This is a genomic window from Paenibacillus glucanolyticus NBRC 15330, assembly GCF_004000885.1.
In the GTDB taxonomy this organism is placed as follows: domain Bacteria; phylum Bacillota; class Bacilli; order Paenibacillales; family Paenibacillaceae; genus Paenibacillus_AQ; species Paenibacillus_AQ glucanolyticus.
In genome coordinates this window covers 472,382-497,765 of record NZ_BIMC01000001.1, presented here as the reverse complement: position 1 = coordinate 497,765, position 25,384 = coordinate 472,382, and the positions used below count along the sequence as shown (strand labels likewise).

26 protein-coding genes and 1 riboswitch are annotated in these 25,384 nt (G+C 48.7%); of the genes, 22 read left to right on the top strand and 4 right to left on the bottom strand.

Translation table 11 applies throughout. The features are described from left to right. Positions 1 to 36 precede the first annotated feature (36 nt). The 8 genes from PGL02S_RS02050 (at position 37) to PGL02S_RS02015 (ending at position 7,665) form a co-directional block, all read left to right on the top strand. Positions 37 to 1,536 (top strand): sugar ABC transporter ATP-binding protein, encoded by a 1,500-nt coding sequence (locus tag PGL02S_RS02050; protein ID WP_036637106.1) that lies wholly within the window; start codon positions 37 to 39, stop codon positions 1,534 to 1,536. Between the two features lie 34 nt (positions 1,537 to 1,570). Further along, complete coding sequence (locus PGL02S_RS02045) at positions 1,571 to 2,539, top strand: ABC transporter permease (protein ID WP_036637108.1); 969 nt, start codon at positions 1,571 to 1,573, stop codon at positions 2,537 to 2,539. A gap of 122 nt (positions 2,540 to 2,661) precedes the next feature. Continuing rightward, entirely contained in the window at positions 2,662 to 3,672 is a 1,011-nt protein-coding gene (locus tag PGL02S_RS02040; RefSeq protein ID WP_036637110.1) for an ABC transporter substrate-binding protein, read from the top strand. 374 nt (positions 3,673 to 4,046) lie between these two features. After that, positions 4,047 to 4,679, top strand: coding sequence for a 3-hexulose-6-phosphate synthase (hxlA, locus tag PGL02S_RS02035; protein ID WP_006211004.1), 633 nt, complete (start codon positions 4,047 to 4,049; stop codon positions 4,677 to 4,679). Positions 4,680 to 4,684: 5 nt separating this feature from the next. Next, positions 4,685 to 5,248, top strand: a complete 564-nt coding sequence (gene hxlB, locus PGL02S_RS02030; RefSeq protein WP_036637112.1) for a 6-phospho-3-hexuloisomerase — start codon at positions 4,685 to 4,687, stop codon at positions 5,246 to 5,248. Positions 5,249 to 5,328: 80 nt separating this feature from the next. Beyond that, positions 5,329 to 5,688, top strand: a complete 360-nt coding sequence (locus tag PGL02S_RS02025; protein WP_036637115.1) for a winged helix-turn-helix transcriptional regulator — start codon at positions 5,329 to 5,331, stop codon at positions 5,686 to 5,688. Between the two features lie 268 nt (positions 5,689 to 5,956). Beyond that, positions 5,957 to 7,168 carry a GTP-binding protein gene (locus tag PGL02S_RS02020; RefSeq protein WP_036637117.1) on the top strand — a complete coding sequence of 404 codons (1,212 nt, stop codon included), beginning with the start codon at positions 5,957 to 5,959 and terminating at the stop codon, positions 7,166 to 7,168. A 245-nt stretch (positions 7,169 to 7,413) separates the two neighbouring features. Next, a complete protein-coding gene (locus PGL02S_RS02015; protein WP_036637119.1) occupies positions 7,414 to 7,665 on the top strand; it encodes a YolD-like family protein in 252 nt (83 codons plus the stop codon). A 184-nt stretch (positions 7,666 to 7,849) separates the two neighbouring features. Here PGL02S_RS02015 and PGL02S_RS02010 read toward each other — a convergent pair whose 3' ends face one another. The 3 genes from PGL02S_RS02010 to PGL02S_RS02000 are packed head-to-tail and all read right to left on the bottom strand — an operon-like array spanning position 7,850 to position 10,920. After that, complete coding sequence (locus tag PGL02S_RS02010; protein WP_036637121.1) at positions 7,850 to 8,902, bottom strand: CobW family GTP-binding protein; 1,053 nt, start codon at positions 8,900 to 8,902, stop codon at positions 7,850 to 7,852. A gap of 7 nt (positions 8,903 to 8,909) precedes the next feature. After that, positions 8,910 to 9,875: a TIGR03943 family putative permease subunit gene (locus PGL02S_RS02005; protein ID WP_036637123.1), complete on the bottom strand. Its 966-nt coding sequence runs from the start codon at positions 9,873 to 9,875 to the stop codon at positions 8,910 to 8,912. A 28-nt stretch (positions 9,876 to 9,903) separates the two neighbouring features. Further along, positions 9,904 to 10,920 carry a permease gene (locus PGL02S_RS02000; protein WP_036637125.1) on the bottom strand — a complete coding sequence of 339 codons (1,017 nt, stop codon included), beginning with the start codon at positions 10,918 to 10,920 and terminating at the stop codon, positions 9,904 to 9,906. A 155-nt stretch (positions 10,921 to 11,075) separates the two neighbouring features. Next, positions 11,076 to 11,155, top strand: a riboswitch (ZMP/ZTP riboswitch). Between the two features lie 70 nt (positions 11,156 to 11,225). Here PGL02S_RS02000 and PGL02S_RS01995 point away from each other — a divergent pair. The 11 genes from PGL02S_RS01995 (at position 11,226) to PGL02S_RS01945 (ending at position 22,764) form a co-directional block, all read left to right on the top strand. Continuing rightward, the gene (locus PGL02S_RS01995) at positions 11,226 to 12,074 is read left to right on the top strand and encodes a bifunctional 5,10-methylenetetrahydrofolate dehydrogenase/5,10-methenyltetrahydrofolate cyclohydrolase (RefSeq protein ID WP_036637127.1); all 849 of its coding nucleotides are present in this window, start codon (positions 11,226 to 11,228) and stop codon (positions 12,072 to 12,074) included. 244 nt (positions 12,075 to 12,318) lie between these two features. Next, on the top strand, positions 12,319 to 13,317 hold the full coding sequence (locus tag PGL02S_RS01990; protein ID WP_036637129.1) for a LacI family DNA-binding transcriptional regulator: 999 nt from the start codon (positions 12,319 to 12,321) through the stop codon (positions 13,315 to 13,317). 180 nt (positions 13,318 to 13,497) lie between these two features. Further along, positions 13,498 to 15,000 carry a glycoside hydrolase family 32 protein gene (locus tag PGL02S_RS01985; protein WP_036637131.1) on the top strand — a complete coding sequence of 501 codons (1,503 nt, stop codon included), beginning with the start codon at positions 13,498 to 13,500 and terminating at the stop codon, positions 14,998 to 15,000. After that, positions 14,997 to 16,418, top strand: a complete 1,422-nt coding sequence (locus PGL02S_RS01980; protein ID WP_036637134.1) for a sucrose-specific PTS transporter subunit IIBC — start codon at positions 14,997 to 14,999, stop codon at positions 16,416 to 16,418. The genes PGL02S_RS01985 and PGL02S_RS01980 overlap by 4 nt, the downstream gene beginning before the upstream one ends. 182 nt (positions 16,419 to 16,600) lie before the next feature. Next, positions 16,601 to 17,401, top strand: coding sequence for a Cof-type HAD-IIB family hydrolase (locus PGL02S_RS01975; RefSeq protein ID WP_036637137.1), 801 nt, complete (start codon positions 16,601 to 16,603; stop codon positions 17,399 to 17,401). Between the two features lie 217 nt (positions 17,402 to 17,618). Beyond that, positions 17,619 to 18,053 carry a MarR family winged helix-turn-helix transcriptional regulator gene (locus PGL02S_RS01970; RefSeq protein WP_051449086.1) on the top strand — a complete coding sequence of 145 codons (435 nt, stop codon included), beginning with the start codon at positions 17,619 to 17,621 and terminating at the stop codon, positions 18,051 to 18,053. A gap of 113 nt (positions 18,054 to 18,166) precedes the next feature. Continuing rightward, complete coding sequence (locus PGL02S_RS01965; RefSeq protein WP_036637140.1) at positions 18,167 to 19,204, top strand: NADH:flavin oxidoreductase/NADH oxidase; 1,038 nt, start codon at positions 18,167 to 18,169, stop codon at positions 19,202 to 19,204. 303 nt (positions 19,205 to 19,507) lie between these two features. Then, positions 19,508 to 19,852 (top strand): PadR family transcriptional regulator, encoded by a 345-nt coding sequence (locus tag PGL02S_RS01960; RefSeq protein WP_006210992.1) that lies wholly within the window; start codon positions 19,508 to 19,510, stop codon positions 19,850 to 19,852. A gap of 4 nt (positions 19,853 to 19,856) precedes the next feature. After that, on the top strand, positions 19,857 to 20,888 hold the full coding sequence (locus PGL02S_RS01955) for a hypothetical protein (protein ID WP_036637143.1): 1,032 nt from the start codon (positions 19,857 to 19,859) through the stop codon (positions 20,886 to 20,888). 294 nt (positions 20,889 to 21,182) lie between these two features. Then, a complete protein-coding gene (locus tag PGL02S_RS01950) occupies positions 21,183 to 21,695 on the top strand; it encodes a hypothetical protein (RefSeq protein WP_006210990.1) in 513 nt (170 codons plus the stop codon). 211 nt (positions 21,696 to 21,906) lie between these two features. Continuing rightward, positions 21,907 to 22,764 carry a M23 family metallopeptidase gene (locus PGL02S_RS01945; RefSeq protein ID WP_036637145.1) on the top strand — a complete coding sequence of 286 codons (858 nt, stop codon included), beginning with the start codon at positions 21,907 to 21,909 and terminating at the stop codon, positions 22,762 to 22,764. 98 nt (positions 22,765 to 22,862) lie between these two features. On the opposite strand, the gene PGL02S_RS01940 is transcribed toward PGL02S_RS01945, so the two are convergent. Further along, entirely contained in the window at positions 22,863 to 23,873 is a 1,011-nt protein-coding gene (locus PGL02S_RS01940; RefSeq protein ID WP_036637147.1) for a glycine-rich domain-containing protein, read from the bottom strand. A gap of 230 nt (positions 23,874 to 24,103) precedes the next feature. Here PGL02S_RS01940 and PGL02S_RS01935 point away from each other — a divergent pair, with 230 nt between their 5' ends. The 3 genes from PGL02S_RS01935 to PGL02S_RS01925 all read left to right on the top strand — a co-directional run bounded on the left by PGL02S_RS01935 (position 24,104) and on the right by PGL02S_RS01925 (position 25,365). Beyond that, positions 24,104 to 24,313, top strand: coding sequence for a hypothetical protein (locus PGL02S_RS01935; protein ID WP_036637149.1), 210 nt, complete (start codon positions 24,104 to 24,106; stop codon positions 24,311 to 24,313). 23 nt (positions 24,314 to 24,336) lie between these two features. Then, positions 24,337 to 24,612 carry a hypothetical protein gene (locus PGL02S_RS01930; RefSeq protein ID WP_036637151.1) on the top strand — a complete coding sequence of 92 codons (276 nt, stop codon included), beginning with the start codon at positions 24,337 to 24,339 and terminating at the stop codon, positions 24,610 to 24,612. A 126-nt stretch (positions 24,613 to 24,738) separates the two neighbouring features. Further along, positions 24,739 to 25,365 (top strand): DedA family protein, encoded by a 627-nt coding sequence (locus PGL02S_RS01925; RefSeq protein WP_006210985.1) that lies wholly within the window; start codon positions 24,739 to 24,741, stop codon positions 25,363 to 25,365. Positions 25,366 to 25,384 lie beyond the last annotated feature (19 nt).

Here is a 25,384-nt window from a genome sequence, read left to right as displayed (position 1 = left end):
TGAATAAATGCATCAATGCTGGAGAGGTGAGAGATTTTGAGTGAAGTGCTGCTGCAGATGGAAGGAATCACGAAGGAATTTCCGGGTGTGCTGGCATTGAACAACTGCCAATTTGAGCTGCGGCGCGGCGAAGTTCATGCGCTGATGGGTGAGAATGGTGCGGGCAAGTCGACCATGATGAAGATTTTGACCGGCGTGTACCAGAAGGATGAAGGTACAGTTACGTACCAAGGGAAACCCGTGGAGTTAACGAATCCGAAAGCGGCTCAAGACGCCGGAATCAGCATGATTCATCAGGAACTGAACCTGGCGCCGGACTTGACGGTTGCTCAGAATATATTCATCGGTCGTGAGCCACGGCGAAGGCTCCGTCTGTTTCTGGATGATCAGGCGCTGCACCGGCAGGTGAAGGCATTGTTCCAGCGAATGGGGCTTGATATGGATCCAGCCATTCAGGTATCGGAATTAACGGTAGCCAAGCAGCAGATGGTGGAGATCGCCAAGGCCTTGTCCTATAACGCGGATGTACTGGTTATGGATGAGCCGACGGCAGCTTTAAGCGAGACCGAGATCGAAGATTTGTTCCGCATCATTCGTCAGCTTCGCGCCGACGGAGTTGGAATCGTTTACATTTCGCATCGAATGGACGAAATCAAGCGGATTACGGATCGCATTACGGTGATGCGCGACGGGCAGTACATCGATACGGTGTTGACGGCTGAAGTCACCACCCAGGATATTATATCCAAGATGGTTGGCCGGCAGATTTACGAGACCTCGAAGCCGGAAGCCGCGGCAGGCGAGCGCGAGACGGTATTGGAGGTGAAGGGGCTGAATCAAGGCAGAGCCTTGAGAGATATTAGCTTCACCCTGAGAAAAGGAGAGATTCTAGGCATTGCGGGTCTGGTGGGTGCGGGGCGCACCGAGCTTGCGCGAGCGATATTCGGTGCGGACCGCATCCAATCCGGAGAGATATACATCCATGGCTCCAGGGTGAAGATGAGAGGCCCGCATGACGCGGTACGTCTAGGAATCGGGTATTTATCCGAAGACCGCAAGCGATACGGATGCGTTGTTGACCTGGATGTGAAGAGCAATGTGGTCATTGCTTCCTACCCTGGATTTCTCCGTCCCGGCGGATGGGTGAATACGGTAAAGATTCGCAAGCAAGCGGAGGATATGGTCGAACGATTGAAGGTCAAAACGCCGCATGTTGACCAGGAGGTAAAGTTCCTCTCCGGCGGCAATCAGCAGAAAGTGGTCATTGGCAAATGGCTGACGCGCGATTGCGATATTCTGATCTTCGATGAACCTACGCGCGGGATTGACGTGGGGGCGAAGAGCGAAATTTACAGATTGCTGAACGAACTTGCGGCGCAGGGCAAATCAATCATCATGATCTCGTCGGAGCTGCCTGAGATTCTGCGGATGAGTCATCGGATTCTTGTGATGTGTGAGGGCCGGATTACAGGCGAACTGGATCATGAAGAGGCTACCCAAGAAACCATTATGCATCTGGCAACAGCGAGAATGTAAGCCGTTATCCATACACGTCAGGAGGAATTAGTAGATGAACATTCAAATCAAGTCAGGTGCGCTTCAGCAAGTGCTGGCGCTTGCAAGTTTGGTCGTTCTCATTGTTTTCTTCACGATTTCATCCAGCAATTTTTTTCAGTTCTCCAATATCGTGGGGATTCTTCTCTCCACTGCCGTGATCGGCGTGCTGGCTCTGGGTTCAACCTTTGTCATTATTACGGGAGGCATTGATTTATCGGTTGGTACGGTCATGACACTCAGCGGCGTTATGACAGGGGTATGCATTACGTTCTGGGGTTTGCCGGTTCCTGTTGGTATCCTTGGAGGCATATTGATGGGCGCTTTATGCGGACTTCTGTCCGGAACGGCGGTTGCGAAAATGAAGATCCCGCCTTTTATTGCCACGCTGGCGATGATGATGATAGCCAAAGGGTTGGCGTTAATCATCTCAGGGGCGAAGCCGGTATATTTCAACGACGCCGAGAGTTTTGCAGAGGTCTCCCAAGGCAGCGTGTTGGGCTGGTTGATACCGGGACTCGATATTCCGAATGCAGTGGTCATTTTCTTTGTTGCCGCTATTGTCGGATATCTTATCCTATCGAAGACCATTATCGGCCGATATAACTTTGCGCTTGGCAGCAACGAAGAGGCGACCCGATTGTCGGGCGTTAATGTAGGCTTCTGGAAAATCGTAATCTACACCTTAACCGGCGCCTTTACCGGCCTGGCCGGCGTCATGATGGCATCGAGATTGAATTCGGCCAATCCGGCGCTGGGTGCCGGGTATGAGCTGGAAGCTATCGCAGCGGTGGTGATTGGGGGAACTTCGCTCAGCGGAGGGAAGGGCACCATTATCGGAACGGTCATCGGTGCTCTGATAATGAGTGTGCTGACGAACGGATTGCGCATTCTGTCTGTGCCTCAGGAGTGGCAGACCGTTGTGGTTGGCTTCGTTATCATTCTTGCGGTATATGCGGATATTCTTCGCAGACGTAAAGCGTGAAGCGTTTCAAGCGTTTCAATGACGGAATTAAGCTTGATCAGAAGCAGATTTGTTGTGTAGAAACTTCCGGATTGGAAGTTCTATAGATGTACATTACTGAAACATAAGGGGAGATTGAAATTATGAAAAAGCTTTCCGTATTGGTTCTGATTCTCATGCTGACTGCAGGCTTGCTGGCGGCTTGCGGCGCATCAGGCAGTACAGCGACAGGTACCGATAGTCCAAGCGAGGGCGGTTCAAGCTCAGGCTCCGGTGCCGAGGAAGAAATCTATATCCCGATTATTTCCAAAGGCTTTCAGCATCAATTCTGGCAGGCGGTGAAAGCAGGAGCTGAGCAGGCTGGGCAGGAGCTGGGCGTACGGATTACCTTTGAAGGACCGGAAACGGAATCCCAGGTGGATAAGCAGATCGAAATGCTGCAGGCTGCACTGGACAAGAAACCAAGCGCGATCGGGTTCGCTGCACTGGATAGTCAGGCTTCGATTCCTTATCTGAAAAAAGCCCAGGAAAACAATATTCCGGTGATCGCCTTTGATTCCGGCGTGGAAAGCGACATTCCGGTAACAACTGCTTCTACAGACAATATGGCAGCTTCTGCATTAGCGGCGGATAAGATGGCGAAGCTCATCGGGAATGAAGGCAAAATCGCGATGGTGGTCCATGACCAGACAAGTGTCACGGGCGTAAGCCGTCGCGACGGCTTCAAGAAGCAGATCGAAGACAAGTATCCGAATATTGAGATCGTTGATATCCAATATGGGGGCGGAGATCATCTGAAATCCACGGACCTTGCCAAAGCGATGATGCAGGCACACCCGGATTTGAAAGGGATTTTCGGGGCGAATGAAGGATCTGCGGTCGGTGTCATTAATGCGGTAACGGAGATGAAGAAGGAAGGCCAGATCGTGGTGGTCGGCTTCGATTCCGGAAAAGCGCAGATCGATGCCATCAAGAACGGAACGATGGCGGGAGCCATCACGCAAAACCCGGTCGGCATCGGATATGAGACGGTGAAAGCGGCTGTTGCCGCTATCAAAGGAGAGAAGGTAGAACCGCAGATTGATACGGGCTTCTACTGGTATGATAAAAACAACATCGATAGTGACGAAATCAAAGCCGTTATTTATGAATAAAATGAATGAAGGGGAGTCCAAGATGGACTCCCCTTAACGCGGCATCCGCTTACGCAGATGCCACCTCCATATTCTGAATCAATTCGTTCAGCCTCCTTTCCGATCATTTAGTCCGGCCGGACAACTATATTAAACCACAGCAGCTGGTGAGACAGAAGCGAATAAATGACCTTAATTGTTTTTTACCTGGGCGCTAGCATGTTATCCAAAATATTTTCGCGGAAAAGGAGAGCCTGCAAACCCTTGTCCCACCACATTACTTACTTCGCCGTAAGTATCTCACTTATAAGTACGTACTTCCATAAAGTAAAGTAATGGCTCTACAATGAGCGTGTAACAGCTAACCAATACGCTCATAAGGAGAGATTAACAATATGGAACTTCAATTGGCATTAGACCTGGTGAATATTTCGGAAGCAAAGGAAGTGGTGGCCGAGGTAGCCGAGTTTATCGATATCGTGGAGATTGGAACACCGGTTGTCATTAACGAGGGCCTTCACGCCGTAAAAGCCATCAAGGAGGCATTTCCGCATCTGCGCGTGCTCGCTGACCTTAAAATTATGGATGCTGGCGGTTATGAAGTGATGAAGGCATCCGAGGCTGGTGCGGACATTATCACGGTATTGGGTGTATCCGATGACTCTACCATCAAAGGCGCTGTGGCTGAAGCCCTGAAGCAAGGCAAACAGGTGATGGTGGACATGATTAATGTGAAGGATATCGAGGGAAGAGCACGGGAGATTGATGCATTCGGCGTGGATTACATTTGCGTGCATTCCGGTTATGACCATCAGGCGGAAGGCAAAAACTCCTTCGAAGAATTGGCAGCGATCAAACGTGTAGTCAAAAATGCCAAGACAGCCGTTGCAGGAGGAATCAAGCTGGAGACTCTGCCTGAGGTGATCCAAGCGAACCCCGATCTCGTAATCGTTGGCGGTGGAATCACGGGCCAATCGGATAAGAAAGCCGCTGCTGCCCAAATGCAGCAATGGGTTAAGCAGGCTTAAGGACGATGGATAAACCGATTTTTCAGCATGCAGATGTGATTGCCAGGGAGATCTCGGAATCTGTACAGAAGGTCGATGGTACCCAGATTGAGGAATTGATCAAACGAATTATGAGATCCGAGTCTATCTTTGTAGCGGGAGGCGGAAGATCCGGTCTGATGATCCGATCTTTTGCCATGCGGTTGATGCAGATGGGATACAAGGTCCATGTTGTGGGTGAAACGGTAACTCCGGCTATTGGAGAGAGGGATCTACTCCTGATCGGTTCAGGTTCCGGCGAGACGCAGAGCTTGGTGGCCATGGCCCAGAAGGCCAAAAGCATCGGTTCTGCCTTAGCGGTTGTAACCATTAAGCCCGAATCCCGATTGGGTAAACTATCAGATACGGTTGTTGTGCTTCCAGGCGCAACCAAAGACCAGAATCCGGATAATCTCGTAACCGTTCAACCGATGGCTTCCTTATTTGAGCAGACCTTGCTGATCGTGCTGGATGCCGTCATACTCAGATTGATGGAACAGAAGGAACTGCAGTCGGACAATATGTTTGGGCTGCACGCCAATCTGGAATAGAAGCTTGATTATGTGAGGTTTTCCATTTTGATGATATGGCCGCGCCCGTTGTATACTATAGGGAGGAAGGGGTGTTAATTATGGCTAGTGAAGTCAAGCAGCGGATTAATCTCAAAGAAATAAACTGCCATAAGGAGTTAACCCTGGCGGTCATCGGCGGCAAATGGAAACTGATCATTCTATGGCATCTTGGCTTGGAAGGCGTCAAACGCTTCGGTGAGCTAAACAGGATGATTCCTCATATCACGCAAAAAATGCTGACCAATCAGCTTCGTGAGCTGGAAGAGGATCAGTTGGTGCATCGAGTGGTTTATCCCGAGGTCCCGCCCAGAGTCGAATACTCGCTCACGCCTTATGGGGAGAGCTTAATGCCAATCCTGAAACTGATGTACGATTGGGGAAAAGATTACGGCGAGCAGGTCATCTGGAAAGACGAATGATAGGCTTCAATATAAATAATAGCAGCAGAGGATTGACTCTGCGATAAGCAGACAAAAGAGCATGTTAAATCATAGAGGGTAGCTCAACATCATGACTCGCGCCTCGCTGCAATATGGCATAAACCTCCGGTACATAAGGCGCCGGAGGTTTTTTACTGCTTGAGGCGTTTTTTTTGTACAGAAGGATTGACATTTGAACGGAGGAGATATAATATCAAAACGTATTAATCGTAATTATTACGATTAATGAATGGAGGGAGTTCAATAAATGAATAATACAAGAATACCGGTTACTGTACTTAGCGGCTATCTCGGATCAGGGAAAACAACGGTTCTTAATCATGTATTACATAACCGTGAGGGATTGAAGGTAGCTGTCATCGTTAATGACATGAGTGAAGTGAATATTGATGCAGATCTGGTTCGAGGAGAGGGAAGCTTGTCGCGCACAGATGAGAAGCTGGTCGAAATGTCCAACGGCTGTATCTGCTGCACACTTCGGGAAGATCTGGTGCAGGAAGTACAGAAGCTGGCGGAAGAGAAGCGCTTTGATTACATTCTGATTGAATCAACGGGAATAAGTGAGCCCGTGCCTGTCGCGCAGACCTTTGTCTATCCGGATGAGGTCTCGGGTGTGCAATTGTCTGACCTCGCCAGGCTGGATTGCATGGTAACGGTAGTGGACGCCAACCGATTCTGGAAAGACTTCTCTTCCGGCCAAAGCCTGCTCGATCGGAAGGAAGCGCTGGGCGAAGAGGATACACGGGAAGTGGTCGATCTGTTGATTGATCAGATTGAGATGTGTGATGTGCTGCTGTTGAATAAATGTGATCTGGTAAGCGAAGAGGAATTGACCAAGGTCGAGGGTATACTGCGCAAGCTTCAGCCAAGTGCCAGCATCATTCGTACAGTGAACGGACAGGTTTCCCCTGCGAAAATCCTGAACACCGGGCTTTTTGATTTTGAAAAAGCGAGTCAATCGCCCGGATGGATTCAGGAGCTTCAGAAGGAAGAGCATGTGCCGGAAACGGATGAATACGGCATCAGCTCATTTGTTTACCGGAGAAGAAGACCGTTCCATCCCGAGCGGCTGGCCGAATTCATGGGGGATTGGCCCGAAGAGGTCGTACGCGCCAAAGGAATCGCATGGCTGGCTGTGCGTGAGGATGTGGCTGCAAGCTTAAGTCAGGCGGGTCCCTCCATTCAGTTCGGACCGGCAGGATACTGGGTCGCTGCATTAACCGAGCAGGAGCAGCAGGAGCTGATTCAGAGCGAACCGGATATCCGGAGAAAATGGGATGGCGTCTGGGGAGATCGGATGACCGAGCTCGTGATGATTGGCATTCAGATGGAGCGGGAGCAAATCGAGCAGGACCTGGATGGATGTCTGTTAACGGACGAGGAAATGCAGCTTGAATGGTCAACATTTAACAATCCGCTGCCATGGATGGTATTAGAAGAGAATGAGTCCCTTATGTAGGACTATATTTTTTGACTGAAATTAATCGTAATGATTACGCATAAAAACAAGCCTTGATTTGATTATCAAGGCTTGTTTTTTTGTTCTGCCTATCATCCGTTGAGATAAGTGATGGACTGAGCATTCTGGATCGTTTTTGATGTATAATAGGAAGAAGATTCCCAATTCATCGTTTTGATGAAAGAAATCGTTCATTCGAAATTTAATGCTGCAGCATGAACAACATAAATCAGGAGGGCAAGGATATGGCCAAGGCAAAAGTACCAAAGAGACCTACTAGAGATGAGTTTGTACTTGAAGAGCTCGGCAATCAACTTACAGAAGCTTACCAAGAGGAATCTGTGATTGTATTAACGGTATGGGGATGGGAAGAGACGGTTCGCGGACAAATCGATCAAATGGACTCCCGAACAGGGAAGGTACATATGAAACATAATGGTGAGGTTACTAAAATTTCATTTATGGACATCATGGAAGTGAATTATCCCCGGGACTAAATTATGATTCTATCGGAATTACGTATGTGTTTAAACTACCAGTTTCACCGTAAGGGGTGTCTCATAAGATCTTAGATCTTGTGAGATGCCCCTTTTCCTGCTGGAAGGTGCTCCATGTATGAAACGTTCCTCCCATCGCGGTTGCACTCACATTTCTTGGGATTATTTCCACTTGATTTTCACTTTACTGCACCACGCCGCTCAGTAAGTCCTCCCATTCCTGTACGATGCGCGTTTTATCCAGACGATGGCCGATGAGTGTGAGATATCCGCGCTGCAGCCGCAGGGTGCTTGGTTGGCATTCCAGCTGTGAACCCGCCCACTGAACAAGTGTGGGGCCAGTCGAGAGCTGAATATAGCCTTTGGCTCGTATCAGGCTGGACCTGCGCGCGGTCAAAAAGGCTTCGATCACACTTATGCGAAGCGGGATAGGGGTTGGCGCGGATAACGTTAAGGTATCCAGACCCGAGAAGGAGGGATTTGTCTGCTCTGACTCCACTCCATGTTGATGGCGGTGATTCGCGAATATTGGGGCTCCCTGGGGATGAGGCTCATGTTTGAGGGCCTCTTCACTCCATGGTGTGTCTTGAATTTGATCTATGCGAACATCCGCTGGCCGTGAGAATTCACGAAACACTTCCAGCTCATCTATAAGGCTGTAATCGGTCACGGACAGGCTTGCGGCCGTGTTTATTTTTCGTATGGAAGTGATGACCTTGTTGAGATGTTTCTCTTCGCATTCACCTGCTTTGTTAAGGATGATAATATCCGCGAAGCTGATTTGTCCCCGTAGGGTACGGACCAGTTCGCGGCTGGATGCGAAGAAGCTGTTGTATTCCAGAAATTTTCTGCCGTCGGCCAAAGCGATTTTGCGCTGGATCGATATGCGATCCACAAGGGACGGATCCTGCAGATCCTCAAGAATCTGCTCAGGGTTCGCGACTCCGGTAGTCTCAATAAATATGAGATCAGGTTTCTGATCTAACAGGGTGTTCAGAGCTTGCCCAAGCTCGCTTCGTTTGGTGCAGCAGATGCAGCCGTCAAGCAGCTTCTCGATCGGAAGATCCGGCATTTCGCCGGATACGATAGCCCCATCCACGTCCTGATCGCCCATCTCGTTCATCAATACGGCTGTCTTCCACTGCTGCTTGGCGGCATAATCCAGCAGTCTGAGCAGCAGCGTTGTTTTGCCGCTTCCCAAAAAACCGCTAATCATAATTACAGGCACTTTGCTCATCGGTTCCTTACCTCCCGGTATCTTTAATATTGGAATACAGTTCATCAAACTCCGCCACGGAGTCCGCATTTGTAAAAATGTACGGGGATGCCGGCTGCTCAATCGGTTGAATTTCTTCGGCTTGCACTTGAAGAGTTTCCTCACCATTTAGGGTACTCACCTGGATCGTGCCATCGATCTGGACCCATGTGTCATTGTCAAAAGACGAAGCGTTCGCGCCGCGGACAATAATGCCAAACGGGATGGCGTCAGCGGTGCAGCACATGACAAGGAATCGGCTGACGGCAAACGTGTCTTCTAACATATGTTTATCCCGATGGACGAATCCTTGGACTGTAATGGATTTTCCTTGAAACTGCTGTTTATACATATCGATGGCACCGACGGTCTCCGAGAAAATGTCAGGTTTAACCGAAATGACGGAAAGCGTATATAAACGCTTGGCGAGCTCTGCGAATTCCACGCTGTAGATGTCCTTGGCAATAAACAGCTCCTGCTGCGAGGCGTCTTGGGTCGCCGATTGATCAGCAGATAGAGAGTGGTTATTTGTCTCAGAGGCTGCAGAGGCGTTCTGGTCCTCGGCCTTACGGCGGACATCCGGGTTCGGATAGGTGTAGATCATGCCTTTTTTGGAAGCCATGTCGCTTCCAAGAGCTTGATTCGGCAGAAGCTGGCCGAACAGCAGCGGTACTGCGAACAACCCGTAGACGGTCATGTTTTTGACAAAGCCGTTAGGCAGGGGATGCTCGCAATCACACACCTCTCCGGTATCACCCCCAAGAGCGTGCCACAGCATACCGAATGCAATGAATAGAAGCGGGACCGGACAGAGCAGCAGCAGGGTCTGCATGTGTGGAGCCAGGTAATAATGAAGAGAATCTGTAGCATTCAGATGCATGATATAGAAGGCAAGAGCTGCAATGAGCAGCGACCGAAGCACATAATGGCCCCGTATAGCCCAGCTGGAAATCATCGTTTACATCAGCCTCCTCCCCAATAAGCTAACCTCGAAACAGAGCATCAACGGCTATAGAGCCGATAAAGACCAGCGTGATAACCAGCAGGCTTAGACCGATTACGAATTTGGTCTTGAACGTAGCGGACAGCATAAGCAAGCTTTTGAAATCCAGCATCGGGCCGAGAACAAGAAAGGAAACCAGCGGACCGACCGAAAAGCTGTGCGTGAACGCAGACGCGACAAAGGCATCCGAAGTCGAGCAGAGCGACAATATAAACGCAAACCCCATCATGAACAGATAAGAGGCGGCAGGACCGTTTCCTAATGCCAACAATTCATCCCTTGGAATGAAGGATTGGATACAGGCGGTCAAGAACGCGCCAAGAACCAGATACTTGGTCATTTCAATTAATTCGTCTCCGGCGTGAACAAACATGCTTCTCCATGTTTTAGGGTGCTCATGTATTTTCCGACCCCCATTGACGGAGCCCTGTTCGGTAAACTCCTGAAAGGATCGCTTGAGCGGATTATGTTTGGAGAATACATATACGATTAAACCTACCGTCACGGCAACGGCCAATGCTAGTCCCATCCGGCCGATCACCACTTCGGGATGCGAGCGGAAGGCCATGATGGTTGCGGCGAACACGACCGGATTCAGTATGGGGCCGCTGAGGATAAAGGTGACTGCGATGTAGGCAGGCATCCCTTTTAACATCAACCTTCGGACGACCGGTATCATCCCGCATTCACATATGGGAAGCACGATGCCCAGCATGGAAGCAAACAAAACGCCGATGAGCGGATTTTTGGGTATAAGTCGGCGCACCCATTGCTCTTTTACAAACATTTGCAGAAGGGACGAGAGCAGCACGCCTAGCAAAACAAAAGGTAGCGCCTCAAGGAAGATGCCAGTAAAAATGGTTTTGACCTGCTGCATGTCAAGGATTTCGACGAGCCTGGAACCAGAACCCTTTTGCAGCCATATCGTTAAGACCGGAATCACGAAGACAAGCGGCAGGATGAAGGGCAGCATTTTGAATACAACGGGATGTTTCATCAAGTCCTCCTGAAGCGAAATGTTCTTAGCACATTCTATGCTTGGACAATCGGCAACATACGTGTTTTTAATAATCTAATCAAAAAGATTACGATTTGGAACGGGCGCATCATCCTGGTAGCGTGAAGTCCAAAGTCATGGTATATTAAAAAAAGTTATCTATGTGTTACTGGCGTAACTTGGGTCACCAAGAGGGAGCACATAGGATCATATGCCGTACGCCTGGGCAAGAGGTAAGGAGACAGAGATGTCGCCTTGCCTCTTTATGTTTATTACAATAACAATGGCGAAGGAGCGGATGTGCAATGAGTAAGGAACCTTTGATTTTGGATGGAAAGCTGGTATCCGACGATATCAAGGCCAAGCTGGCCGTGAAGGTGCAGGAGCTTAAGGAGAAAGGGGTAACCCCTTGTCTGGCAACGATATTGGTAGGAGAAGATCCGGCTTCGGCAACCTATGTGCGAATGAAGGGAAATGCCTGTGAGCGGCTTGGAATTATATCCAAAAAAGTGGTGTTAGACGAGTCGACAACAACGGAGGAACTGATGGCTGCCATTCAAGAGCTGAATGAGGATCCCAATGTTCACGGCATTCTGCTGCAGCATCCGGTACCCCATCATATCGATGAACGAGCGGCTTTTGATACCATCCATATTGAAAAAGATGTGGACGGGGTCACCACGCTTGGGTTCTCGCAAAATGCGTTTGGTTTTGCCGACTATCCTTCCTGTACGCCTGCGGCGATACTTGCGATTATGGATTATTACAACCTGCCGATTGAAGGGAAACATGCCGTCGTTGTTGGACGCAGTCCGATTCTCGGCAAGCCGGTATCGATGATGCTGCTGAATCGCAATGCAACGGTTACGATCTGTCATTCGAGAACGAAGGATCTCGCCAATATTGTCTCGCAGGCGGATATTGTTGTTGCTGCCGTAGGCAAACCCAATTTCATTCAAGGGAATTGGATCAAGCCGGGGGCCGTTGTATTGGATGCAGGCTATAACAAAGGGAATATCGGTGACTGCGATTATGAAGCTTGCGCGAAGGCTGCTTCCGCGATTACGCCGGTACCTGCCGGCGTGGGCCCTGTTACGATTGCTACGCTGCTGAAGCATACCGTAGAATCGGCTGAGCGAACCGTGCAAGTCTAAGGGGAAAGCCATAGACCATCTGCATGTTAAGTAAAGGGGAACCAAGAATAATCCCCTTCGAATCGCTTTATCCACGCCAAAGTTTGGATCTTAGAGAGGTATGGTCTATAAAAAGATAGGCCCTAGGCCTGCAATTTCACGGACGCCCGGAGGTCATGGTATAGTTAGAGAAATGCGAACTCGAAGGGGAGAGCTTCATGCATACACGAATCAAAGCCTGTTGTGCGGCTCCGGTGATCAGTGAATGAAGAACACGATCGCCGATATCGCTCACAAAGCCGGAGTTGCCAAAAGCACGGTCTCCCGTTTCTTAAACGGAGGATCCGTAAGCCATGCGACACGCCGAAAGATTGAGCAGGTCATTCAGGAAACCGGCTATATTCCGAATTCTTTTGCACAGAGCTTAAAAGCGAAAAAAACCAGTATGATTGGCACCATTATGCCGCGTCTGGACTCATTTTCCGCATCGCAGACCGTGGCCGGAATGGACGAAGAACTAAGGGAACACGGATATCAGCTTCTCATCATTAATGCAAGCCAGGATTTATCCCGAGAGATTGAGGCGCTGTATGACCTCGCCAGACAAAAAATATCAGGGATCATTCTATTCGCCACACAGGTGACGGAGACGCATCTTGCCGCGATTAAAGAGATCGGCATTCCCGTTCTTCTGCTCGGACAACAGCACAAGGATGTTCACAGCATGATTTATAACGACTATGCCGCAGGCTATGACATGGGGCGTTATGTACTGTCCAAGGGACATCGTAACATAGCTTATATTGGTGTTACGGAAAAAGACGTTGCAGTTGGGGTCAAACGAAAGGAAGGGTTTCTGAAAGCGGTGAGCGAGCATGTTGGTGTGGAAGTGAATCTCGATCTCTATGAAAGTGGCTTTAAAATGTCAGATGGCGTTCAGACCGCGTTGACGATTCTCCAATCTAATCGAACGCTGCCAACGGCGGTGGTCTGCGCCACGGACAACATCGCGCTTGGCGTGATGAAAGCTGCTCATATGAAGGGCATTCAAATTCCCAGCGAAATCTCCGTTACCGGATTTGGCGGATACGATGTAACCGAGGTGATTCACCCCGGATTGACCACGGTTAAATATGGATATTTTCAAGCGGGGCACCTCGCTGCACAGCATATTATCAAGCTGGTCAACGACGAGCCTGCGGATCTCCTGACGGTCATGAATTGCGAGATGATTCATCGGGAAAGCGTTGACAATCTGAATTAGTTATTTTATACTAAAAAAACGGAACCGGTTCCAACTCAGGCGTTTGCTGCTTGTATTGGAACTGAGTTCATTATTTTTACACTTGATTGGAACCGGTTCCACTATGATTGGTTTTGTTCACGTACACGTGCAGCACGTCTGTTTGATTCTTTAGTTAGCCCATTTATAAGGAGAAGAGATATGGACAGAGAACTGAAATACCGCCGCCTGGATCAGGCTTCTCCCGAAGAGATTGCTTCATTAAGGAGGCAGGCGAGACGAAGCGAATGGAGACAGACGTTTCACATACAGCCCGTCATGGGGTTGATGAATGATCCCAACGGATTTTCTTATTATAACGGGGAATATCACTTGTTTTATCAATGGTTTCCTTTGGGGACGTTTCATGGCTTGAAATATTGGTATCATACTTCCTCGAAGGATCTGGTGCATTGGCATAACAAAGGCATCGCCATTGAACCAGGGCAGCTGTTTGATGCTTATGGCGCATATTCAGGCAGCGGGATCGTGAAAGACAACAAACTGTATCTGTTATATACCGGTAATGCCCGGGACGAGGAATGGAACAGGCAATCTTATCAATGCATGGCTGTGATGGACCGCGACGGATCGATCACGAAGCTTGATAAGCCGCTGATCGATCATGTGCCGGACGGATATACCGAACACTTCCGGGATCCGAAAGTATGGAAAGACCAAGACAAATACCGGTTCGTCATCGGCGCCCAAAGGGTTGATCAGACCGGTTCGGCAGTCATCTACGAATCTTCGGATTTGCTGTCTTGGGAATTCAAAGGGGAGATTCAAACCCGTCTTGAGCATTTCGGCTATATGTGGGAATGCCCTGACTATTTTGAACTGGAAGGCCAAGGGGTGCTGCTGTTTTCACCCCAAGGGCTGCTTCCGGAGGATGACCATTTTCAAAACATATATCAATCCGGCTATATTTCAGGTAAACCGCTGAAGAGGGATACGCTGGAGTTGGATCACGGCTCCTTTTGCGAGCTGGACAGAGGTTTTGATTTCTACGCGCCGCAGACCATGCTGGATGAGAAAGACCGGCGCATCATGGTGGGCTGGATGGGTTTGCCGGATATCGGGTATCCCACCGACTCGCATGGCTGGGCCCATTGTTTGACGCTTCCTCGTATGCTTACGTTCCGTGAAGGCAGGTTGAATCAACAGCCGGTCCCCGAGCTTCAGGTGCTCCGCGACAAGGTCGCAGAGGCAGCGGATACGCTTCACAGCGAAGTGAAGAGTTACAAGGGGGTGCAAGGGACCGCATTCGAGATGATATGCGAGTTCCAAGCAATCGAAGCGGACGTTGTTGGCATTGAATTTCGGGCTGGCGAAGGGGAACGAACCGTTATTCGATATGAATCCGGCAAACGGAAGGTTACGCTGGATCGCTCTTCTTCGGGAGCATCGATTGTCAGTGATTACGGAACGGTTCGATCCTGTAAGCTGCCAACCGAAAGAAATTCGATCAAATTTCATCTGTTTGTGGACATCTCTTCGGTCGAGCTGTTCATCAACGATGGCGAAGAGGTGTTTACAAGCCGGATTTTTCCGAAGTGCGAGAGCCGAAATATTCGATTTTTTGTACAGAACGGCAGTGCCGGCTTGAAGGTCGCGAAATGGGATCTGACCGAAGCCGTAAAAGATAAAGAAGGGGATGTATGAACATGGCAGCGGATAATCGGGAAATCGCAAGGCAGGTAGTGGAAGCCATTGGCGGCAGGGAGAACATCGCTTCCTTTGCCCATTGTGCAACCAGACTGAGAATCATGGTTTATGATCAGAAGAAGATTGACCAGAAGAAGGTTGAGCAGATCGATAAGGTTAAGGGAGCTTTTTTCAACTCCGGGCAATACCAGGTCATTTTCGGAACAGGAACCGTCAATCAGATTTTTGAAGCGGTCGAATCCCTTGGAATGGAGAGCACAAGCAAGGAAGAATTGAAATCTCAGGCGAAAAAGTCGGGGAATCCGTTTCAGCGGGCGATTCGCACATTCGGTGACGTGTTTGTGCCGATTATCCCTGTACTGGTCGCCACTGGCTTGTTCATGGGATTACGGGGCTTGCTGACCCAGGATACCGTGCTTGCCTGGTTCGGTGCGACACCGGATGATATCTCGGCTAATTTCCTGCTCTTCACCCAGGTACTGACGGATACGGCTTTCGCTTTTTTGCCAGCCTTGGTGGCATGGTCCGCATTCAGAGTGTTCGGAGGAAGCCCCGTGCTCGGTATCGTCCTGGGATTGATGCTGGTTAACCCGGCTCTTCCCAATGCGTACAGCGTCGCCAACGGTTCGGCTGAGGCACTCATGATCTTTGATTTCATTCCGGTCGTCGGGTATCAGGGCTCGGTCCTGCCGGCATTCTTCATTGGACTGCTGGGCGCGAGATTCGAGAGATTTTTGCGAAAACGCATTCCTGACGCCATCGATCTGATCGTTACGCCATTTTTAACCTTGCTTGTTATGATTACGCTTGGCCTGTTCGCGATCGGTCCCGTATTCCATTCCCTGGAAGAGGTCGTGCTGAACGCAACAACCTTCTTGCTGGAGCTGCCGTTCGGTATCGCGGGTCTGGTCATCGGTTTCTTCAACCAGATTATTGTGGTTACCGGCGTGCATCATATATTCAACTTCCTGGAAATTCAGCTGCTTGAGAAGACAGGAAGCAATCCGTTTAATGCGATCGTGACCAGTGCGATGGCAGCTCAAGGTGCAGCTTGTCTGGCTGTCGGACTCAAAACGAGAAATAAAAAGCTCAAGGCATTATCCCTGCCATCCGCATTCTCGGCCTTGCTGGGAATCTCCGAACCTGCAATCTTCGGGGTCAACCTCCGTTACGTCAGACCGTTTGTTATCGGCTTGATCGGTGGCGGTGTGGGCGGTTTCATGGCTTCCATCTTTCAGCTTGAGGCCACAGGCATGGCAATTACCGTTATCCCGGGCACGCTGTTATACTTGAACAGCCAGCTTCCACTTTACATTTTGTGCAATGTAACGGCGATGGCGATTGCATTTGTACTGACCTGGATGTTCGGATTCAATGATAAAATGCTGGAAGAGGTTCACTCGGAAGCAAATTAAAGCCATAAGGAAAGTCCGCCTTAACACGCGGGCTTTTTTTGTACGCTGCATAAGAAAATCTTGGCTGACGAATGAAACACAAATACCCGGAGGATAAGCTAAAAAAATGCTTGCTCTGAAATGCTTTTCATCATTTACAATGTAGTTACAAGCTTGAGTATACGGAAGAGAGGCGAGTATTATTGATGAAGAGAATGATTTTTTTTGATATTGATGGAACCCTGCTGGATCATGAGAAGAAGGTACCTGCAACGACACGGGAGTCCATTCGCCAACTACAGGAAGCCGGACACATCGTTGCCATTGCAACAGGGCGTGCTCCGTATCATTTTGAAGAACTGCGTGAGGAACTGGGTATCGATTCGTATGTCTGTTTGAATGGCCAGTATGTGGTGCATGAAGGCAAACCGATCTACGGCAATCCATTAGCGCAGGATTCCTTGCAGCAGCTTACGGAACAGGCTGTTCTTCTTGACCATCCGATTATCTATGCCGGCAGCGAAGCGATGAAGATGAACGTAACCGAGCATGTTCATATCGATTCCAGCTGGGGAGAGCTCAAACTTACAATCCCGGAATATGATCCGGAATATTATCTGGGCAGAGATATCTATCAGGCCATTGTCTTCTGTACGGAGGAAGAGGAATCGGCTTATGCGAAAAGTTTCGAGGGACAGTTTGATTTTGTGCGTTGGGGGCCTTATGGAATCGATGTTCTTCCTGCGGGAGGTTCAAAAGCCCAAGGAATCAAACCATTGATTGATATGCTTGGTATCCAATTAGAGGATACTATCGCCTTTGGCGATTATCTGAATGATCTGGAGATGCTGTCGTACGTGGGTCACGGTGTAGCAATGGGGAATGCGCCGGAGATTGTAAAACAGGCAGCAAGATACGTGACCCGGGATGTTGCTCAGGACGGGATCAAGCACGGCCTTCAAATGCTGGGACTGTTGGATAAGGAACCGCAGGAGATTGTTTAGTCTCTTTTAGAGAAAAAAGTCCGTTACAGCGTGTCAGTTGAAGCTCTCTCTTGAGGGTTATAGACTGGCATGTTGGTTGTTGGCGGAACGATTTAACGAATGATAGGTTTGACGTCCCAAAGGGGGAGTTGTTATTATTAATAACTAATAGTGAGCCGTTGGATGGTGGCAGAGTGGATCATCTGATGGAAATATACCTAGAACAGGTGGAGACCTTATGTCAACAGAACAAACGCATACTCTTATAACCAGTTGGCTATCTTTAACGCAGGTTCAGGCGATGATTACCCATGAGCTGGAACAAACCTTGCAGCAAAAGCATGATTTAACGTTGAATGAATTTTATGTGATGTTATTTCTATCGGAGTCGCCTGAGAAAAAACTGCGCCTTCAGCAGCTGCAAACCATGGTGGGCCTTAGTCAAAGTGCGATATCGAGACTCGTCAGCCGTTTTGAAGCCAAAAGCTGCGGTGCGATGCAGAGAGCCATCTGTGAGGATGACAGAAGAGGGATCTATACATCGCTAACTCATATCGGTGAAGAGAAGCTGCAAAAAGCGAAAGCTACTGTCCAAGGGGTATTGGAGCAGCAATTCTCTGCGCCTAAGCTGAAGCATGGACTTCAGGATGTATTAAAACAGGTGCAGGCGTGACCATTTTTCAGTCTCCTTATTGACGGATGGTTCTTATTTTGTTATTTTAGATGCATGCGCATGCATTAATAAGTTTGCGAATCAATCTTTTTGAATAGAGGGAGCGTGTTACAATGGAACATTTATTCAGCCCATACAAACTGAAATCTTTAGAATTGAAAAATCGGGTGGTCATGCCGCCGATGTGCCAATACTCCGTAACAAACAAGGACGGAATCGCGACGGATTGGCATTACTTGCACTATACCAGCCGTGCGATTGGCGGAGCGGGACTTGTTATCGTTGAAATGACGGACGTCGAACCGGATGGACGGATTTCCGATTATGACCTCGGTTTATGGTCGGATGATCATATCCCGGCTTTGGCTCGCATCGTTGATGCTGTTCACCAGCATGGTGCGAAGGCAGCGATCCAAATTGCACATGCCGGCCGGAAAGCAGAGGATGCGGAGACACCTGTGGCTCCATCGGCTATTCCGTTTGACGAGAATTCCAAAACGCCAAGAGCTCTTTCAACTGAAGAAGTTCAGCAGATGGTGGAGAAGTTCCGTCTGGCTGTACGCCGTGCGGTGAAGGCGGGATTTGATGCGATTGAGCTTCATGGTGCACATGGTTATCTGATTCATCAGTTCCACTCCCCGTTAACGAACCAAAGAAACGATGAGTACGGACAGGATTTAACGAAGTTTGGTAAAGAAGTCATTCAAGCCGCAAAAAGTGAAATGCCGGCAGATATGCCATTAATCATGCGAATCTCTGCAAGAGAATACGTGACAGGCGGTTACGGCATTCAGGAGAGCATTGCTTTCGCCAAAGAATATCAGGCTGCCGGTGTCGACATGTTCCATATCAGCGCAGGCGGCGAGGGACCGATTGCGGCCGAAGGCAGACCGGGCACACATGTGGCATACCAAGTTCCGCTTGCCAGACAAATTAAAGAAGCGCTGCAAGTACCGGTCATAGCTGTTGGCCGTCTGGATGAACCTGCACTGGCGAATGCGGTCGTTGGCAATGAAGAAGCAGATCTCGTTGCCGTTGGAAGAGGAATGCTTCGGAACCCTTACTGGGCATTGGAGGCTGCAGCTGTCCTGCAGAAGGAGACGGCAATTCCGACACAGTATCAGAACGGATTTCCCAGAAAAACGAGATAAGGTAGGCAAGATATGAACATGTAGCTGCCAATGAACGATAATGTTGGTATACCAGGTTCCCTGACGTGAACATCCACAGTATCCCTGTAATGGGTTGAGCATAAATAGAGAAGGTTATCTTACGGTCCGTCACGGCTGTAGGATAACCTTTTTTTGCGTACAAGCAATTGGCCGAATTTGGTAAGTCATCAAACTTGGCAGTAGTTAACATAAGGACATCTAAAAATAATTTTAAATAATCATTAATGTTTTATTTACATTAGTGTGTGATATACAGTATAATCTTTTCCAGGAGATGATGATATGCCAGAGGATCAGGACATTTTAAACAGTATGGTGCAGGAGCTTCGGCGTGGTACGATCATCCTTGGTGTTCTCAGTCAGTTGTCCGAGCCGCAGTATGGTTATTCATTAGTGACCATATTGCAGGAGAGGGGGATCAACGTGGAAGCGGGTACGCTCTACCCGTTGCTGCGACGGCTGGAGAAACAAGGCTTGCTTAACAGCGAGTGGGATACAAATGAAGCCCGGCCGAGGAAATATTACATCATAAGTCAGACAGGCAAGGATATATATCGGCAGCTCTACCATGAATGGAAAGATATGATGACAAGTCTGGAGGGACTTATAAATGACAAGGGGGACTAAAGTGATGGATCTGATTAACAGGTATATTTATGCGGTGACCCAGAAGCTGCCCGAATCGCAGCGGGCGGATATTGAGAAGGAGCTTCAAGGACTCGTCGAAGACATGCTGGAAGACCGGGGAGCCGACAGGGAGACCGCTAGTTTGGAAGAAGTGGAGCAGGTGCTGCTTGAGCTCGGCCCCCCCGTGGAAATGGCAGCCAGATACAGAGGAAGGGAAAGGTATCTCATTGGTCCTGGTTTGATTGACAGCTATTGGTCCGTCCTAAGGATTGTTCTGTATTCGATAGCCGTTGCTCTTGGGATCGTCTACATCGTTAATTTCTTTATAAGCACGGAACCCACTGCCGAGAAGCTGCTGGAATACCTTGTCTCGCTGCTTAGCGTAGGAATCCACGGATTTGCCTGGGTAACCGTTATTTTTGCCTTTATCGAATACCGCGGGGCTCGCCAAGTCTCCAATGATCCATGGAAACCCTCGGAATTGCCTGCAATTCCAGAACCAGCCACCCGGATTAAACCGAGCGAGCCGGTGCTTGGCATCCTCTTTTCCGTGCTGTTCTTCGTCCTGTTCACGTTTTCCATTAACACGTTTTCCATTAACTTGATCGGTGTTCATCGATTTGCTGAACACTCGATCGCCATTCCGGTGTTTGAACAGGCTGCCTTCGCCAAGTATTTGCCGCTGATATGGCTTCTTACCGCCTTCAGCATATTCAATGAAGCCAGGAAATTAATCACAAGAAAGTGGACGCCGCAGCTTGCCGTCATGCATGTTATATTTAACATTGCTTCCGTTATCGTTGCGGTGATCCTGTTCTCCGATATGACGATTTGGAATCCGATATTCATGGATCAGCTCGTTCAATCAGGACTTGTAACAACGGGAGATGGATCGTATGAGACCGTAAAGTTAATTTGGGATCGATCCAGGGACGGCCTCATTTACATTATTGTGGTCATCGCCCTTATTGATACCGTATCTGTCGTGATGAAACGGTTTCGGAGAAAGGAAGGAAATACGGCGTTAACCAAGTAAAGACAACAGGTTGAAACAAAGGGTATCCCAACAGATTTTGGATCTGGCGGGATGCTCTTTTTTTGTTGTTAAGAGATGCCATAGGAACCAATCGCTCATACCCACTTTTTCCGCATTCACTGGGGACAGGTTCTGATCATCACCGAGTAGTTATGCGGTTGGCTAGACCATGGACGACACTGCGCCATTCGAATAAGCATAGAATATGGAGCGAAGCAAATATTTTTTTGACAGAAATGTGAATGATATGTGTCAAAATTATGTACAATGGTGTTATAATAAGGAAAGAAGAAAATGAAAACCCTTACAGAACGAACGGAGCTGATGATTATGAAATTCGCAATTCACTATTCTACAAGAATGAAAGACATTATTTTATTTGCTCTGGTAATTAGCATCATGATGTTTCAAGTTGCGACTCTGACGGAATATTCGTATCCTGTCCTATTCTATATGCAGATGGTTGTGAATGTCGTTATTGTTGCGGCATTAGGAATTGAAGCTTATGCACGTTTGGTAAAGCGTGAAGTCCAGATTGACGGGAATTCCGATACGATTACAATTAATGGTGTTGAAGTTCATGCCGGTCAGATTCGTGAGATTAAGGTTTCCGGATGTCACAAGGCCGCTTTTCAATTCATTCTCAAGGATAAGAGCGTACCCCCTATGTACTGCTGTTTTAAATTTGAAGAGAAGAATTGCGAAGGAATTCGGGAGCTGACACGCTGGGCCGAACAAAATCAGATTTCAATCCGCAAAGTCGGGCCGCAGACCCGTTCCGGCATGATTCTCTCGTCCAATGGATAATATGGCCAAGTCACATCGTGAATAGGAGCACCTGAACCGTCGAAGGATGGTTACAGGTGCTTTTTATATGGAATATGAAATCATTGATCATTGAATTTTCGCTGCAGAAGAAAGTTTAGCTAAAGTTAAGCTTCTGTTTCGATCAAGATAAATCTCATCAGGTATACTTGGGTCATAGTGGACCCGTATACATATGGAGGAGGACTTGAATATGGTAGATGCTCCGAAATTAATGCTTGATGGGGAACATCGCGTGCTGTATGAGCTTTTTGAGGAGGAATTGCGAGCACTTGTAACGGTGGAACAATTCGAAGCGATGTCCAAGGAATATACGGCTGGAGTGAGTGCGTTCCATCTCGTTCTGGACAACACGATGAACAAACTTCGAATGATTCACTGGATGGATGACAGCGGGACAAAAGGAATCCAAGCTATGATCGATGAAGCGGGCATGATTGTCGGATTCATGTTATCGCCTCTTGAGAGATTTTCGGAATCGGATAGCCGTTATTCGGCAACAACGTTCAAATTGCCGTTTAAGGGGAAATGGTATGTGTTCTGGGGAGGCGAGCATGTGATGGACAATTATCATTACGTGGAGGCGAGCCAGCGGTATGCCATCGATGTTGTGAGAACGGAGGAAGGGATGACCTACCATGGGGATCCCGATTTGAACGAAAGTTACTTCGCGTTTGGAGAAGAAATTCTAGCAGGTGCCAGCGGTAAAGTGATTGCCATTGAGAACAACATCGCGGATAACGTGCCCGTCGGAGTGGTAAACGAAACCGAACCTGCAGGAAATTATGTCATCATCGATCATGGCAGCCATGAATACAGCCTGTATGCGCATCTTAAGCTGGGATCGGTGTGCGTGTTGGAGGGGACGGACGTGGAATCGGGTGATCGGATTGGGTTGTGTGGCAATTCCGGCAATTCCAGTGAGGCACATCTGCATTTTCAAGTGTCGGATCATCCAGATCTGTTTAGAGACGGCACGAAATCTCTTAACATCAACTGGCTGGGAGATGTAAAGGTAAGAAAAGGTGAAATTGTAGACGGCGGGAAATAACGCATCCATAACATAAACAGGGCCTGGAATTATTCCAGGCCCTGTTCTACATATAGTTGATAAACTCTCTGGCACACCTGCTGCGGCCCCGATTCACATTAGCTGCTGCAGCCGCCTCCGCAACTGCTGCCGCAGGACGAACCGCTGCTGCAGGAGGATCCGCTGCCGGAGTCCGAGCCACTGCCGGACCCGCAAGCCGAAGCAGCGGTGCAAGAGGAGCTGCTGCTGCTCTTATAAAGCTCCCGCTCATCAGGGATCATATGATCTGCGAATTGCTCGGGTGCGTTCCACGCATAATAAACGGCCGCCGCCAGCAGCACATCGCTATTGCGGAAATTAACCAGCTTCTGATCATGCGGCCGCTCCACCTCGGCTGCTCTAATCCGATCCTGCAAATCATGAATGACGGCATCAATCGCCGTACGTGCCGCAGGCATGCTCTCATAAGTCCAAGCGTTAAAACGCTTCTGACCATGATCCACGGCGAAATGGCCAGAACCGTAGTCCTTCAGTTCTTCGCGAGGCAGCGGGACGCGGAAGAATGCTCCCCATAGCTTGGCGCTGTATTCATGCCAGCCGAATAATTGGACATAGACCGTGTCAAACCATGCCCGTTCATTCGGGATGGGAACATGTTCGCTTCCGGTGTTGGGAGCGTGATGAAGCATACGGCCAAGAAAGCGCTCCGAGAACTGTTGATACTCATATGTATACATCAGCATTTCATGCCACACTTCGTCCACGTCTTTGCTGAACATCGGGACTCGATCCAGAACAGCGCACAGGATAAAGAAACGTTTCAGCTCTTGCCATCGCCATTCATATTCCGGTTCTGACATGTCCGGGTGCTCACTCATCACTCTCTGCTTCAGCGTGTTCTGATAGGTATAAGGCAGGGCGGCTTCCAGTCTGCCGGCAAGCTCACTTGCAGGGCTTTCCGCTTTCACGATGGGCGGCAGATCAGGTATTTTTCCACGTCGAGGCTTATTGCCCTTAAAGGGCTGTTGACTATTTTGATTACGTAACGAGCGCTTGAAGACAAAAAAAGCAATAATCCAAATATCCACCAAAATAAACAAAAGGATCAGGATCCAAATGGATGTGCTCATAAGTATTCCTCCCGTCTATTTGTTTCCGTAGGCCAGCTTATCGTTTCTCTCCTTGAGTAAATTATTGCAAAAGTCACGAGTGTTTGGCAATTGAAATTGCCGATTCCGTTATAACTTGAATGTAGGGGCTCCTTTATGATACATTCCCTGTGTCTGGAAATGTACACTTGGACAATCCTAAAGCTATCGATTTAATGAATGGCAATTATGTTTATTATAGGAGCATACATATGTTAACAGGTTGGAAACTTTCAGTATTAGGTATTATTATTGTAGGGATTACCGGCATCGCTGCTTCTTTATATGGTCTGATTGAACCAGGCCGGGCGATCGGGTTATTCGTAGTTTTCGTTCTATTCATTGGAGCCCTGGAGCTGATGGAACGAATCAGGAACCGCAGGAAGAAGAGAGGGGAAGTGCAGTCTTCGAACCGAGGATGACACAGACAGCAAGGAGGGAGCTTATGAAGTGTGTAGCCATGCAGCCCTATTACAAAATCAACCGAGTCGTGGATGGCATCGAACAACGGACCGAGGAGCAAGGCCGGGAGATGCTCTTGTATGAGGATCGAATCGTCACGAAATACCGCGAGTTCCCGATTAAGCAGGTGTTTGACCTCTCGTACCGCCCTCTGGGAGGCGGCGGTGGTTTTTTATATTTGCATACCCAGCAAGGCGTGTACTCTTACACGGTGAAGGATGATCCGCAGTCTTTTATTGCAGCTTTTAAAAATCTATAAGAGATCGTGATGGACTGATCCTAGTCTCAGGTCCAGTGCATATCCTCGTCTGCAGCACGTGTGCGAATGCGGCGCTTGCATATAAACTGGTTATATATTTTAAGGGACGGATTAGGGGGCCAAGGCGTGGATACGCTATTAGATTTTATTGAACAGATCGGGCATTATGCGCTATTTCTTGTATTATGCCTTGGATTGGTCGGCCTTCCTGTGCCTAATGAAGTCGTGGCCATGACCGGTGGAGCGTTAGCGGCATCCGAGATTTTATCACCGGTACCGTCTTTTTTTATGACTTTTCTCGGGGTATGCTCAGGCTCGACGGTAGGATTTATGCTCAGTCGGTTTACCGCAAGCAAACTGTTAAACCGCGTTGGGGAAAAATCGAAAATTCGCGAGTTTCTTAATGTATCCGAACGACTGACTCACCAATACGGCAACTATGCGATCTGCATCAGCGCTTTCTTACCGATATTGCGCAACGTAACTCCCTATGCGGTAGGCATGAAGGGGATGCCCTATCGAAGATTTGCGATGTTCTCCTATTCCGCGTCCTTGGTATGGACCATCGGTTATTTTTCTCTGGGGATGTTTGTTGGGGATCAGGTGGTTGATCACATAGGACTGATGATTAACCGTTACGGTTACTATGTGGCAGCTGTAGTTGCTGGTCTCGCCGTCATCATGATCATATCGTGGCTGATCCGGAGAAAAAAGCGAAGCAAAGAAAACAGTGAAATTCAGTTTCACGGATAGACAGCCACAGGACAAGGAC